This window comes from Salmonella sp. HY31, from assembly GCF_042604575.1.
GTDB classification, from domain to species: Bacteria; Pseudomonadota; Gammaproteobacteria; order Enterobacterales; family Enterobacteriaceae; genus Salmonella; species Salmonella diarizonae.
This window is the reverse complement of sequence record NZ_CP170479.1, coordinates 2,681,319-2,696,005: the sequence shown is the minus strand read 5'-3', so window position 1 is coordinate 2,696,005 and position 14,687 is coordinate 2,681,319. Positions and strand designations below refer to the sequence as shown.

Annotated in this window: 13 protein-coding genes and 1 pseudogene; all 14 read left to right on the top strand. The window is 47.5% G+C overall.

The genetic code is table 11. The features are described 5' to 3' along the window. The first annotated feature begins 17 nt into the window (after positions 1-17). Positions 18-449, top strand: a complete 432-nt coding sequence (locus ACE15A_RS12740) for a hypothetical protein (RefSeq protein WP_000613368.1) — start codon at positions 18-20, stop codon at positions 447-449. Next, complete coding sequence (locus tag ACE15A_RS12735; protein WP_000684992.1) at positions 446-1,063, top strand: hypothetical protein; 618 nt, start codon at positions 446-448, stop codon at positions 1,061-1,063. Before ACE15A_RS12740 ends, ACE15A_RS12735 begins: the two co-directional genes overlap by 4 nt. A 64-nt stretch (positions 1,064-1,127) precedes the next feature. Then, positions 1,128-3,203, top strand: a complete 2,076-nt coding sequence (locus tag ACE15A_RS12730; RefSeq protein ID WP_053507851.1) for a hypothetical protein — start codon at positions 1,128-1,130, stop codon at positions 3,201-3,203. Between the two features lie 3 nt (positions 3,204-3,206). Continuing rightward, positions 3,207-3,875 carry a hypothetical protein gene (locus ACE15A_RS12725; RefSeq protein WP_000056327.1) on the top strand — a complete coding sequence of 223 codons (669 nt, stop codon included), beginning with the start codon at positions 3,207-3,209 and terminating at the stop codon, positions 3,873-3,875. Then, positions 3,872-4,138: a hypothetical protein gene (locus ACE15A_RS12720; RefSeq protein ID WP_000209263.1), complete on the top strand. Its 267-nt coding sequence runs from the start codon at positions 3,872-3,874 to the stop codon at positions 4,136-4,138. The genes ACE15A_RS12725 and ACE15A_RS12720 overlap by 4 nt, the downstream gene beginning before the upstream one ends. Continuing rightward, positions 4,138-5,145: a hypothetical protein gene (locus ACE15A_RS12715; RefSeq protein WP_053507852.1), complete on the top strand. Its 1,008-nt coding sequence runs from the start codon at positions 4,138-4,140 to the stop codon at positions 5,143-5,145. Before ACE15A_RS12720 ends, ACE15A_RS12715 begins: the two co-directional genes overlap by 1 nt. Then, positions 5,145-5,858 carry a phage baseplate protein gene (locus ACE15A_RS12710; RefSeq protein WP_000063620.1) on the top strand — a complete coding sequence of 238 codons (714 nt, stop codon included), beginning with the start codon at positions 5,145-5,147 and terminating at the stop codon, positions 5,856-5,858. Before ACE15A_RS12715 ends, ACE15A_RS12710 begins: the two co-directional genes overlap by 1 nt. A 282-nt stretch (positions 5,859-6,140) precedes the next feature. Beyond that, on the top strand, positions 6,141-6,488 hold the full coding sequence (locus ACE15A_RS12705; RefSeq protein ID WP_001261327.1) for a hypothetical protein: 348 nt from the start codon (positions 6,141-6,143) through the stop codon (positions 6,486-6,488). Positions 6,489-6,637: 149 nt separating this feature from the next. After that, on the top strand, positions 6,638-7,798 hold the full coding sequence (locus ACE15A_RS12700) for a type I restriction endonuclease (protein ID WP_000426902.1): 1,161 nt from the start codon (positions 6,638-6,640) through the stop codon (positions 7,796-7,798). Positions 7,799-7,838: 40 nt separating this feature from the next. Beyond that, positions 7,839-9,065 carry a baseplate J/gp47 family protein gene (locus tag ACE15A_RS12695; protein WP_380910790.1) on the top strand — a complete coding sequence of 409 codons (1,227 nt, stop codon included), beginning with the start codon at positions 7,839-7,841 and terminating at the stop codon, positions 9,063-9,065. Then, complete coding sequence (locus tag ACE15A_RS12690; protein ID WP_053507853.1) at positions 9,049-9,675, top strand: hypothetical protein; 627 nt, start codon at positions 9,049-9,051, stop codon at positions 9,673-9,675. Before ACE15A_RS12695 ends, ACE15A_RS12690 begins: the two co-directional genes overlap by 17 nt. Then, positions 9,672-11,225: a hypothetical protein gene (locus ACE15A_RS12685; RefSeq protein WP_064055950.1), complete on the top strand. Its 1,554-nt coding sequence runs from the start codon at positions 9,672-9,674 to the stop codon at positions 11,223-11,225. Before ACE15A_RS12690 ends, ACE15A_RS12685 begins: the two co-directional genes overlap by 4 nt. A 2-nt stretch (positions 11,226-11,227) precedes the next feature. Then, positions 11,228-11,773, top strand: coding sequence for a tail fiber assembly protein (locus ACE15A_RS12680; RefSeq protein WP_053507855.1), 546 nt, complete (start codon positions 11,228-11,230; stop codon positions 11,771-11,773). Between the two features lie 23 nt (positions 11,774-11,796). Continuing rightward, a pseudogene (locus ACE15A_RS12675) lies at positions 11,797-12,199 on the top strand (prophage tail fiber N-terminal domain-containing protein); the annotation flags it as partial. Between the last annotated feature and the right edge of the window lie 2,488 nt (positions 12,200-14,687).

Genomic DNA, 14,687 nt, shown 5'->3' with positions numbered 1-14,687 from the left:
GAACCGTGCCTAATCCAATGATCCCCGTTGGCACCCTTAACCGGGTTCGCGCCAGCGTTAAATTCACCTCCCATTCTGAACTGAATGTGTCCGCCTCATTTCTGGCAAAAGAAGGCGTCGAATTGTCCTTTCAGGGCAATATCACGGAGTTTTTACCCGCTATGACGGGAGCCGTGCAGTCGCCGCAGCCATACATGATTTTACAGGCGCGTGTTCATCTGCTGCGTAGCCAGGCGCTGGGAAAACAATTCAAGGCGCAATGGGAAAAGAATGCCACGATCGGCGACGCAAAAGTGTATAGCGACAGCACGGTGTTCGGTGATTTCGATATCTATAACACGGCGATCACCAACGTGCAGGATATGACCTTCGCCGGGGGCGAGCCGGGTGTGGCCATCACCATTACTGGTACGTATTACATCAACTCTGAAATGTGGGATCTGGTATGAAAATCGCGCGAAATTTAAACCTGATTATTCCTGTCCGGACAGAAAAGGGTAATGGCTGGATCCATGCCACGCCGATCAGCAAAGAGGTGTTTAAAGAGCATTTCTTCATTCTGAGTAAAACTTTTTCTGCCATTTTTTCAGAAGGTCTTGGCGTCGTTGCGGGTCCGCGTATCGCTTTTTTGATGCTGGAGCGGATCTCGCGTGATTCTAATATCTGGGAAGGTGATAAAGGGGTCCGTAATACACTTGTTAATGAGGTCATTCGCCTGGCAAACCTTGTTTACCCAGTGGAGGGTAAAGGCTACGACACAATCCCTCTCGATATGGCGCTGGAGCGTGAAATCATTGATTTGGATGAAGTGGCGGGTGAGCTCATTTTTTTTACATGCGTCTCGTCGATAAATTCACCGGAGCAGGCGAAGGGGACTATGGATGTGGTCAATGGAGTATGGAGCACTCAATGCTCGTTATTGAATCTTACGGAATGGATCGCTTCATTGCCGACATTGAAATCAGCCGCCAGTTCTGGCGCGACGGCGAACACGTCATCAGCGACATCCTCGACTACTCAGCCGGAGCCGGATTCAGAGACATCTGTGCAGATTCCGGCCTAAATGTAAAAACAGCAGCTCAGTTTCGTGAGCTGCTCAAATTCAAAAATCCCGCAGGAGTATTGTGATGGCTGGTAACCAGATGCCAGTTCTGACGCTGGATGTTAATGAAGAACACCTCAGGCGGCTTGAGGCGATATTTGAAAAGTATCGCAACGGACTGATGATTGGCCCTGCCGGTACGCCGCTTAAAATACCTTCAAATACCGGTCCGGGAGGTGGCTCTTGGCAGACAACCACAGGCGGAGAAGCCAATCAGGCTCCCAGGAAACCATCTTCACCCGCGCCAGTTCTGGCTGCTTCCACTGATGGACGTTTAAGGGATGAAAAATGGCGCTTTGTTGGCAGCGGGAAAACACCTGATTCGCTGGTGAGCAACTATAAAGGTCGCGGCGAAACGATGTTTGATAAGTACCTCAGCGGGCTGGGGAAAAACGCCAAACAGACGCTGAAAACTTACAAGCAGATCAATTCTACGCTACGGACGACCACTTCGAGATTAAACAACCTGTTTAAAACCACCGTATCGTGGGGGACAAAACTTGCGGTTATGGGCGTTGCCGGGCCGTTTGGCTTTGGCATGATGGCTCGTAATGTTGTAGAGAAACAGAAAAATGCTGATGAATTGCAGGCAACTCCAGGAGAGTTAAAGGCGGCAGAAAGCACTTATTCGCCTTATTTTTCCGGTGTTGGTAATTTGCTCAATACACTGGCAGCCGCGCAAAATGACACTCAGCATCCTGCCTACAACGGGCTAATTGGATTAGGGATAAATCCTAAAAAAGGGGCAGCAGAAAATCTTCCTGTATTGTTAGAAAGAGTTGCTGCTCTTGCAAAGGAGTATGAGGGAACCGGACTTACTCAGAGCATGCTCAGAGGTCGTGGCCTTGGATGGGTAAATTTTGGTATTGCTAACCAGTTAGTCAAATATCAGGACAAAATACCTGAACTCAACAAAGAGTTTTTATCGCGAGCTTCTCAGAATGACTCGTTGCTCACCTCTGGACATACAAGCCAGTATCAGAATCTTACCAGCAACTTAGAAAATAACTGGGATCAACTTACCAGCGGATTTCAGGGGGCAATGTCGGGTAACTCTGTACAGCTAATTAGAATATCTAATGGTGTAAAGAATGCTGGTCTAAATTTCCTTAACGGTGAGAACTTTAAAAGAATTTTGACTGATGTTGAAACAGGTCTGGATAAACTTGGTAAGTATGTAAATGGCCCGGATTTTAATAACGACCTGAATAATTTTGCCGAAAATGTTGCAAAGGTTGTTAAGGCACTTAGCGGGTTTGTTGGTTTTGCGGTTGAACATCCCTGGCTTTTTGGGGCCGCAGTACTTGCTGGACCATCGAGAGTTGGTGCTGTGGCAGCCACAACGACCGGAGTTGCCGCCCGTGTTGTTGGTGGAAGTCTTCTTGGGGCTACAGCCGGAACAGTAGCTGGATTGGCTATTCCTACAAATGACACACCTACCACCAGTGAGGAAATGAAAGGGCTGGAGGGGCGTTTCAACTTTGATTATTTTAACGAAGTGCAGGAGTGGCAAAAAAACAATCCGGGTAAGGTCTGGCCTGGAGGATTGCAGGGATTTTCAAATCAAGTAAACAGGTCTGCATATTTATCCAGAGGGATCAGGAATAACAATCCCGGAAATCTTAATTTCGCAGGACAAAAAGGGGCTACCCTGGAATCGGGGCCAAATGCCCGTTTTGCCAGCTTCCCGACGATGCTGGAAGGCATTGCTGCCTTAGATCGGCAGGTAATGCTATACCTGAAACGCGGCAAAAATACGATTGATCAGATTATTGATATTTATGCCCCTTCATCTGATGGAAATAACACATCGTCCTATAAAAGCTATCTCTCTCAGTACACCGGATTAGGTGTTAAGGAGAAAATCGATGGTTCTAATTTTGAGATAATGAGAAAGCTAATTCAGGGCATTATTAACCATGAAAATGGGGACGCCGCTCGTGCAGTAAGTGGCGATGATGTGATGCGGGCGCTGGCAATGAACCGGGGAAACGTATATTCACCAAATAATACTTCTCAGGTAATCAGGCTCGACGTTCAACAAAAACCAGGTTCCGACATACTGGCACAACTCGCCGGAATGCAACAAATACCGGGGTAAACCATGTCACTTAATTACTTTGGACAAGCTTTCAAACTGGCGTTTGAAGTATCGCCCATTCTTTTAGTTGATGGCATAGCGTCGAAAATTCCCGGCGGGGTGATGCCGATTGCTGTTTTGACCGAAGGCCTAAGCATTGTGAACGGTCTGCTGCATGGCGAGATTCGTACACGCTCGATGGCGGCATTTACCCCGATGGCGGGGACAACGTTGGTTCAGCAGGATATTTGCAACCTGAATTTCTATAACCAGGTAACGGCAGCGAATGCGACCGTCAAGAAGCCTAACCGGGTAGTCATGCAGATGATCCGTCCGGCATCAACGGAGGACGGTGGCTACATCACTAAGGGGATGACATTCACGGCGCTGAAAATGGCGCTCGATATGCATAACCAGTATGGCGGTTGTTACACCGTAATGACGCCATCTTTCATCTACACGCGCTGTCTGATGCGGTCGTTTATCGATACATCCGGTTTCTCTGAGCAGAACAAGCAGGTTCAGCACACCTGGCAGATTGAGTTTGAGCAACCATTGTCGTCTGTCGAACAAACGGTAAAAACGCTGGCGAGCGTTCTGGATAAATTTGATAAAGGGATGCCGTCAGACGGGGCGCTATCGTGGTCAGGTATTAAGAACCAGGTCGTGCAGGAGTTTGGTTTTGGCTTATGACAACGTTAATTCCTTTCAAACCTGACGGGCGAGGACCATTTCAGTTCACGGCCAGAATCGGAGAATATGAAACATTCGCCCGCGTTCCGTTTAATCTGTATGCAAATCGTTACTACCTGGAACTGAAAGACAGTTCAGGCGACGTGATTGTATACATGCCTTTGATCGCGTCACCTGACAGTTACGACATCAATCTGGCGCTGCCTTGCTCACCGGGGAAACTTGTTTTTCGCAAAAGTACGAATCAGTTTGAGGTTTCGTAATGCGTTATTACCGACTGGAAATTATTAATCCTAAAACAGGCAAGCCGCCAGTGGATAGCAATGGAAAACCCATTGGACCTTTTGATACCAATGAAACACCAGGATGTGGGTTGCATGTTGAATTTGACTTTGAAGTAACCGGCCTGGATGTAGTCTGTTCGGGTACGATGCTGACGATCTATGGATTACCAATTGACATGCTGAAGCAAAGCGTAAGTTTGCAGGGTTGTCTGGTACGTATGAAAGCAGGCTTTGTTCAGGGGTTACCACTGGCAAATAAGGATCAACAGGGGGAGGTAATCTATGGTGAAATTTATCTGGCCTATGCCAACTGGATCGGCACGAACCAGACTTTAAACTTGGTAATAAATCCAAGCATACGCAAAACCGATGACGGTAAACCTTTTTCAATTGAGGGGCAGGGGGAAGCAGGGGAAAGGGTGGGCGATGTTTTAGTCCGCGCTTTGCAAAAAGCATATCCCAATAAACTTATTGATTGCACAGTCAGCGACAACCTGGTTTTGCCGGAACCGTGGAATGGAACCTACGAAGATATTGGTTCGCTGGCTATGGTCCTCCGTAGTGCTTCAATTGCAATGATGCGCGATGAGAAATACAGCGGAATTGCCATCAGTATTCTTTCCGACAGAATACGAATTTACGATAACGCGTCAGCAAAGTGGGGTGAGCCAAAAACAATTCATGCCCATGAACTGGTCGGGCAGCCGACATGGATAGCGCCGTTTACCGTCAGTTTCAAATGTCCTATGAGAGGCGATATCAGATGTGGTGATGTGGTTAAACTGCCGGAGGGGCTATATTCTGGCGCTGCGTCGATTGTGATGGCTAATACAACGGTACCCAGCGTTATCGCAAAAAATTCGACCACGTTTACCGGGAAATTTCTTGTGAAATCAGTCAGACACATTGGTTCGTATCTGACAGCCGATGGCGATGCCTGGGTGACGGTATTTGAGGCATATGCTGAGAACTGGGCGAGGGTGTAATGTCAAACGCTCAAAAATTACCGTTTCTCCGAACACTGTCGGAGATGATGACCAGTTCTGGTAACCAGCAAGCCGAGCTTAAAGGCCGCGAATTGCCCTGCCATGTTGTCGATATCTGCGGGCAAATAGTGACAGTTCAGTTTGATATGCTGCCGGAGGGGATCAACTTCCCGCAGATAACAATCCCTGTCGCCACATTCCCGTATATCCGTTACCCGATACAGCCGGGCGATCGAGGAGTAACAATTGCCGCTGATGTATCACTGCGCGGTGTGTCCGGATTGGGAACCGGTATGGCAACGCTTTCTTACTCGATGTCGCTCACTCCCCTGTTTTTCGTGCCACTGGCAAACAAGGAGTGGTCCGACGAAGATCCGCAAAAAATCGTTTTGTACGGTCCGGATGGCGCGATCCTCAAAACAGAGGACGGCAGTAGCTCGGTAATGGTGGCTCTGGAAGAAATCAGGCAAAAGTCGAAAGCTGTTTACCTCGAGGCCGAAGATATTTTCCTGAACGGGAAAATTCACCTCAACGGACCGATCGTCCAGGACAAAGCCCAGATGAAGGATACAACCGCTTCGCTGATTGGTCCTCTTAATGTCGAGATGGATGCAGTTATCAACGGCGTGAGCGTCAGCGGCCACAGCCACGATGTGACTGGTGTTCAAAGCGGCAGCAGCACGATTACGTCGAAGAAACCAAATCCTGGTTAATACCGGTTCATTTCACTTTAAATTCTAACCATAAAACGAAAACCCCGACTGTTGGCCCAGTCGGGGTTTTCTGTTTCTCACCTTGAATACGCAAGGGATGATTACGTATGTTTGGAGGTCTTCCGTGATTAATTTTAGCGGAGGAGACTGGATTGTGAAAGCCTTAAAATTAGTGGCAAAAAGCAATACCTTACGACGCATGTATTACACCGCTGCACTCGTAGCTTTAGCATTTGCCTTTTCACCAGTACTGACAGAGTTAGTTAAAGTGATGGGGGCACGATGAGAACATGGGGCCGCGTCACCGACGCGAACGGCAACAAAAAATGGGTTGCAGTAGAATCTGACGCCAACGGTGATTTCTCCTACGGCTGGCTGACGACGCTCATTCAGACGTTAAAGCTGGGATTGGGGGAGTCGCCGTTTTACGCGAATTACGGTATTCCTGCACAGCAGTGCATCGTGCAGCAGATTTACCCAGACTACTATGTGAACATGGTTCAGCAACAGTTTGCTGGGTATTTTGCATCACTGGCAATTTCAAAGGTAGATGGAGCAGATAACCCCACCTATAACATCGATGTTGTGTTTTTTAATGGGACCAGTTACCGGACGCAGGTGCCGGTATGAATCACAGTTTTATGATAAAACTTTTACCTTGGTTTGGAGTGCTGTAGAGAGATATTTTAGGGGGGCGAGTAATTTTCTAAGCTGGAGCATATTGACATATATTATTTCGGATTTGCAAAATACATATTGTTACCATGGAGGAGACAAGCATGGAAAATTTTGCAAATAAGTTAAAAATACACACAGAGCATGTTGCAAAAATGGGGGTGTTTTGTACAACTGAAGAAACGACAAAACAAGCACTCATTATGCCATTACTAGATATTCTTGGTTTTACTCCGTATGATCCAAGAAAAGTCAAAGCTGAGTATAGTGCTGACTTCCCCGGGGTTAAGGCTAATGAACGGGTTGATTACGCTTTATTTTGTCATGATGTTCCTGTGATGTTCATTGAGGCGAAATCGTTTTCAGAACAAATTGATAATCACTGCCCACAGCTATCAAGATATTTTAATTCAACACCGGAAGTTACTATATCAGCCATTACAAATGGTGTTGAATGGCGTTTTTTTACGGATTTGAAACAAAAAAACATAATGGATTCAACGCCGTTTTTAAAAATAAGAATGGATTCTCTAACTCACTCCGATATTACACAATTATTTCGTTTTCGTTATGATAAATTCAAACCAGAGGCTTTACGGACACTGGCTGAAGAAAGTGTTTATTTGAATTCATTTACTAAAACAATCAGTTCTAGTCTTCGTGAAGTTGATCTGGAGTTTGTTCGATATGTTGCTAGTCGTTCAAATATTGAGAGACAACTTAATCAGAGATTTCTTGAGTTCGTGACTCCATTAGTTAAACAGGCCGTTGAGCGCGCTGTTAGCGCAATGGTGGTTTCCGGGCTATCTACACAACCGGTAGAGCAAACTAAAGAAAATGATGCAACGGATACACAAGTTAATAACGCCATTGTTGATGAAGAAAACCCCAACATAATAACCACAGCCAAAGAATTGGAGCTATTTGAAAGGGTAAAACAAATCATACAAACAGAAGATAATATAGAATATAAAGATACTGAGTCATATTTTGGTGTACTATTGAATGGTAAAACTAATAGATGGCTGCTAAGATTTTATGATAAAAAATCTTCATTTATAACTTTACCTATTTCGCTTAGTGAAGTTCAGTTGAATGAAATAAGACGAGCTCGACTTGATACGGATGGTAAAAGGATACATATAACTAATCCGGAAGATATACTTCGCATATCCGGTTTGATTCTGGATTCATACGAGTATGTTAAAAATGATGATAATTTCCGCCGAGGGTCCAGAGTGAGCAGTTTAGAAGAGGTTGAATAAGTAAAAAAACCGCGAAAGCGGTTTTTTTAATGGAGTAAATATGTCAGAAATACCAATTACTATGACCAGTGCGGGGGCGCAGCCTACGCCACCCAATGATTTGCTTGCAAATCTTATCATCAGAGTTGCTGAAAAAGTACCTGGATATACAGCCAACCTTCCGGCGGGGCTTATTACTGACCTTGCCAGCACGGCAGTCGGGGCGCTGGCATTAATAGACCAGGCGCGGGTGGACCTTATTAACTCCGTAAGCCCATACGGCGCAAATATTCCGTTACTTATGCAACTCGGAAACATTTATGGAGCACAGAAGGGATTAAGTACAAATACGGCGGTATACGTGGTGTTTGAGGCGTTGCCGGGGTTTGGTATCCCTAAAGGATTTGTTGTCGGTAACGGCAACTACCAGTATGCAGTTTCCCGCGATACGGTGGTGCCGGAAAGCGGGCAGACTGAGCCAGTCTACTGTGTGGCCACAACGTCAGGCTCATGGGCTGTACCGGAAGGAACCGTAACGCAGGTCATTACATCGGTACCCAAAGATCAGCCTGTAAAATGCACGAACCTTACCGCAGGGATGCCAGGTCAGGAGGCGCAAACGTGGGCATCTTACCGCGCCGAAGTCATGGAGTCCGGCATGTTTGGTGTGCAGGGAACACCGGATTGCTTTAAAGCGATGCTCAAATCAGTAAGCGGTGTGCGAGAAAACCTGATTTCTTTCCGGCAGTCGTCGCTGGGGAAATGGGTTGCGGTTGTTGGTGGCGGTGATCCGTATGATGTGGCTTATGCTATTTACAAATCTGTACCGGATATTTCGAAACTGACCAACGATGTTAGCAATCCATCTGGTGCGGCAGTGGAAAAACGCACGGTTTCAATAACCGTTTCGCCAGATGTTTATCAGGTGCCGTTCGTTATCCCGTCATCACAAAACGTCATGGTGCTAATCACCTGGAACACTGTATCTGATGATTATGTTGATCCGGCGGGTATTGCTATGGCTGTGCAGCAAAACGTTGCTGATTACATCAATTCTATTGAAGTCGGACACCCGATAAATCTGCTGCGAATCCAGGATATTTTTACCAGTTCCGTCAGATTGTTGGTTGATGCGACGTTGATCTCAACAATCAGTGTGAGCATTGGCATTAATGGCCATATTGTTCCTCCGGCAAAAGACACAAGCCTGGTTTATGGCGATACCTATTCCTATTTTTCGACGGTGGCATCACAGGTTCAAGTTAACAAGTATGCAATATCTGACTGAAAAAATTCTCCCTGCTTATCCGTTTGTGCAGTACAGAGATGATCCGAATGTTGTTGCGTTCTTTGATGCATACAATGAAATTGCTCAGGAATACCTCGATTCACTCAACAATCTGGCATTGCCATGCTGGACATCGGAATCAATAACCGGGCAATTGCTGGACTGGATTGCTCTCGGGATTTATGGCGTTGAAAGGCCTTTACTACAGGTTTCCGAGGAGGCTATTGCACGCGGCGCATACGATACCATTGAATACAATACAATCCCTTATGCGGCAATGCGGAATTATGTTCCGGGGCAGGCATCGTATGTTCCGGATGATTATTTCAAGCGAATATTAACTTGGAATTTTTATAAGGCTGACGGTTCGCATTTCTGCATTGACTGGTTAAAGCGCCGTGTGGCACGGTTCATTCATGGGAAAAACGGAATAGACCCGCCGTTGCAGCACACTTTTGATGTGAGCATGACTGTATCGGACAGTGTTTTTTCTATTCAGATACCAGAATATGGTGATGGTATAGGCTATTTTCTGAAAGATGCCATTGACCAGAAATATGTAAAACTCCCTTTTATTTATTCCTATGCAACAACGGTGATTCAAAAATGATTCTTGGATTCGGAAATAACGTTGTTTCAGCACTGGCTGGTGATATTACGACGATTCAGACTGATATTCCGGTGATGCCGGGCACGGGAGCTAAATTTGCAAAATTGCTTTCTGCCGATTTTGAAAATAAATCGAACGGGCAACGCGTCTATGCAAAAATTACTCTTACCGATAATAAAGAGTCTGCATTTGAGATTTGTCACCTGGTATCGGTAAGCGGTGATGTGCTGAAAGTCATTCGTGGGCAGGAAGGAACAACCGCGAAAGGTTGGTCCCTTAATGACGTTGTGGCTAACTTTGCCACGCGTGGATCGGAAAACTATTTCGTACAGATAGCGCAGCTTCAGAGCGGTCATTATATTGCGGGTGTTGCTGGTGGCACTGCAAACACACTGACGCTGGAACTTCCCTCGACGTTTTTTGTTAATGAGGGTACAGATTGGACGCTACGAACCCCGATTATCGTTTTCCCCGTTCAGAACAATACCAACGCGGCGACACTTCAACTAACACTAGGCGGAAAGGTTCTTGGTACGTTCCCACTTTATAAGGGGAACAAGTCCGAGCTGGTGGCGAATGATATCATTAAGGGTATTCCTTTTATTTGCCTTCTTGATAGCGAGAAAAGCTATTTCAGCGTGATAAACCCCGGCAATATCTATTCAGATTTTGATCTGCGATATGTAAAAAAATCTGGTGATTTGATGACCGGGGAGCTGAAAATCCGTGGTGTTAATGCGCTGAGGATTTTCAACGAAGCATTTGGTCTGATTTTTCGTCGTTCGGAAGAGTGCCTGCACCTTATCCCTACCAGTGAAGGTCAGGGCGAGAATGGCGATATTGGCCCCCTGCGTCCGTTCACTATTAATCTGCGGACGGGCGAAATATCCATGTCGCATAAAGTGTCTGTTGGCGGTGGTTCTCAGGTCAATGGTGCACTGGGTATCGGCGTTCAGAACGCGCTGGGCGGAAACTCAATTGCTTTCGGGGATAACGATACAGGTATAAAACAAAACGGCGACGGCATTCTGGATGTTTATGCGAATGGACAGCATGTATTTCGTTTCCAGAATGGTGTGGCGATAGCGTTAAAAAATATTCAGGCCGGAAATGCTAAAAAATTCACGTTATCCAGCACCAACAACTCCACGAAAAACGCAACGTTTAATTTATGGGGTAATTCATCCCGACCTGTAGTTGCAGAGCTTGGTGATGATTCCGGCTGGCATTTTTACAGCCAGAGAAATACCGATGGCAGTATCACATTCGCTGTAAACGGAAAGATGACCCCATCAAACTATGGAAATTTCGATGCCCGTTATCAGCAGCGAAATGGCGGCGTGCAGGATGTGCGTTATGGTTCCGAAATGTATTACAACCCGGGAGGTAACCAGGTATCCTGGACATTTCGCTCACCTTCAGGCCACGGGTTATCCGGTATTAATGTGCAGGACACCGGAAGAAATTCGGCAGATAACATCGGCGGCGTGTATTACCGCCCTCTTCAGAAACTGATTAATGGCACCTGGTATAACGTGGCGAGTGTTTAACAATGTTGCATTTAAAAAATATTACTGCGGGTAATCCGAAAACCGCAGAACAATATCAGATGACAAAACAACATGGTATCACCTGGCTTTTTTCGGAAGACGACAAAAACTGGTATGAAGAGCTGAAAAATTTTGCCAGTGACACCATAAAAATGGTTTACACCGGAGACGGGCGCGTGGTGTGGGTCGGTAAGGATGTGACAGGCATTGAACCCCGTAACGCCAGTGTTATTGAAGTTCCTGATATTACCGCTAACCGCCGTATTACCATGCCTGGTTACTGGTTTTACCGCGACGATAAATTTGTCTTCGACTACAAACTTAAAGCGGAAGATGAGCGCGATGCCCTGTTACAACGGGTCAGCATCATGACCAGCGAATGGGAAAAAGACCTGCTGCTGGGATTAATCAGTGACGAAGACAGGGAGAAGCTGAAAGCGTACCGCATTTACGCGAAATCGCTGCAGGCGATGGATTTCAGCGCCATCGCTGATAAAACCTCATATAACGCCATTGAATGGCCCGTCTCTCCGGAAGCCTCTTCCTGATTTAATTTATCGCGAGAAAAACTATGTCTGTAGTGATATCAGGTGCGCTGATTGATGGCGCAGGCATCCCCATGTCCGGATGCCACATAATTCTGAAATCCCGGGTAAACACCTCAGAAGTGGTGATGCGCACAGTTGCTGATGTGGTAACGGGCGCTGACGGTGAATATTCATTTGAAGCACAGACCGGGAAATACTGCGTATATCTGAAACAGGACTGGCGCGACGAGTACTGTGTTGGTCATATCACGGTTTATCCAGAATCACCCCCCCGGTACACTGAATGATTTTCTGACAGCCATCGATGAAGGTGACCTGAAGCCGGATGTCGTCAAACGATTTGAGGAAATGGTGGCGCAGGCGCAGCAGAGCGCGGAAGCCGCAGCGGAAAGCGAGCGACAGGCCTGGCAACATGTCGCTGATGCGCAACAAATTAAGAGCGACTGCCAGACGCTGGCAGATAACGTACAGCAGAATGCAGAAGCCGTTGCCGAAGATAAACAGCGCGTTGCACAGCTGGCCTCAGAAGTTGAGCAGAACGCCGGGCAGGTACAGCAGGGTGTGCAGAGTGTTACAGATGCAGTAAAGCAGGCTCAACAGGCAGCAGATGACTCAGCATCCAGCGCAGAGGAATCAAAAAACAATGCGGATAACGCCGCCCTGAGCGAGCAGAATGCGAAAAATTGCGCTGATAATGCTGCCGGAAGTGCACAGCAGACCGCACAGGATGTGAAGGCAACCGCAGCGGCGCGTGATGATGCAGAGCGTTTTGCTGATGAAGCCAGAAATAATGCAGTTGCAACGGCTGCGGACAGGGAATCCACTGCGGAGGATGCGAAACAAACCGGTCAGAATGCCGCCGCGGCCGCCATGAGTGCTCAGGAGGCGAAAGACGCAGCAGGGCATGTGCAGGGATTCATTCATGACCACCTTTCAGTATCAGCCCGTTATTCGGTAACAGAGGCGAACCGTCAGCTACAGGCGTTGAGGATAAACAGCGGGCGCTACGAGGGGCTGTGGCGCTACCTGAATGCGAACGGTGGTATCAACTGGTATTTTCTGTTTCTTGCCGTGTATGAAAGTGAAGGAAAATGCTTTTCCCTCAGTGACCGTATGACAATTTGCGAAAAGGCGTTAAGACTGGGGCTTGTGGTTCCGTTTATGACCGGTTGCCGTTATGAAGCCGGGCAGCGCCTGACAATAAACGGCACGCTTTTTTTTGTTAATATCGCGGGCACCACCGGGGAAACGTTGCCTGATATCAGCTCTGTAGCCCCCGGAGATTTTGTCCGGACCGGCTCCGCTGTGCTGGAGTGCCTGAAAAGCCCCTCAAACCGAATTCCGGCTGCATGGCAGTATTTTTTTCTGGATGTGGCTCCGGATTTGTATACCCCTGTTGCGCCGGACTCCACGGACAGCTACCCGGCGCTCTGGTTCGCCTGCATTGCTGAATTTGCGGACAGTACCTGGTTACAGGAGTCAGCCGGAATCGGCGGGTCCAGCCGCTGGGAAATCATAAAACAGGTGGCAAAGTTCAATATCGTTGCTGAAATAAATCCGGTGGCAAGTCTGGTAAACGTATTCCAGCACAATCTTGCACCCGGTGACCGGGCTTATGCACAGTGTTTTTGTCAGGATAACGCAGAGGTTTATGCCGGTTTGCGTGCACTGAAAACACTGGCTGACCTTGCCGGAGATACCACTGCTGCAACTGAATATACCGCTGCCATGAAAACCATCAGGGCTGGCCTGCTTGCGTTGTTTGTACCTGAACAAAAACGGTTCCTGACGTATTACAACGAGACGGATTACCCGGCAGAGCCTGGTGAAGGGCGTTTTGTTGATAAGGACCGTTTTTCTGTGGCCCCGTGGCGCTTTGGGGTGCTGGAAACACAGGAAGAAGTGGAACGGTACGGCAGGCAGGTCCTGGACGCCATACAGAGTGCTTACCCGGACCTGTTCACGGCAAATTATGACGGCATTGATACGTTTGCCATGAGTGATTTTTTTGCTTTTGTGGCAAAGGTCACCACCTCTCAGACAGCAGCCACGGCTGCCATCAGACGCCTGCAAATCCGGGCGACATCTGCCGTCACGGTGGCCGACGTTGCCGCCGCCATATCCGTTACAGCCTGGGGAAAAATCCCACAGTTTCGTGCCTGTGATTTTATGCGCATCAACGGGCATTCCGTGCTCGGAGGGGGCGATATCACGCTGGGCGCGGCGGCCACAATGGAGCCACAGAGTGATATTCGCGACAGGACGGAAGGCAGGATGGCACTTCCCGATGCCTTCGGTTTTGGGCGTATATTCAATACAAACGAAACTGTCTGCTTTGACTCAGAAAATGATTTTCTGGTGTGGGTAAAACAGGTCACGCCGGGTGAATATTTTGTTGATGGTGGCAGTAAAATCATATCCGGAGGTGTGTTGTTTAACGGGGTGGTCAGCATCCGCTGGGTTGAGGCACGCAATAATCCACCGGAACCGCGATATACAGTAAAGGTCATTATTTTCTACGGTATTAATGGCGATATTTATTACAACCGTTACTGGACAACAGGTAATGGTTATCTGACTGGCTGGGAAAGGTTGAAGCTGGGGGAAACAGGGATTGCGGATACGCTACGTTCCATCGCCGGAAGAGCCAATAATTACGGTTATCCAGGAATTGGCGGGGTCGTGTTTGCCGCATACTGCATAAATGACATGGATGAAGACGGAAGAATTTTCAGGGGAAGCGGTGTGTCAGGCTCCAGACTTGCTGCCATTTCTGTTACAGCGCCGTACAGCCATAATGGCCTGAGCACCTCAACTCCGCAGATTGTAATTGCACCGCCTTCGGCGTATCCAATGGCAGGGACGTTTGTGGCACTGTCAGGGGAACCCACAACTAAAGTGAGTGCCGGTACTT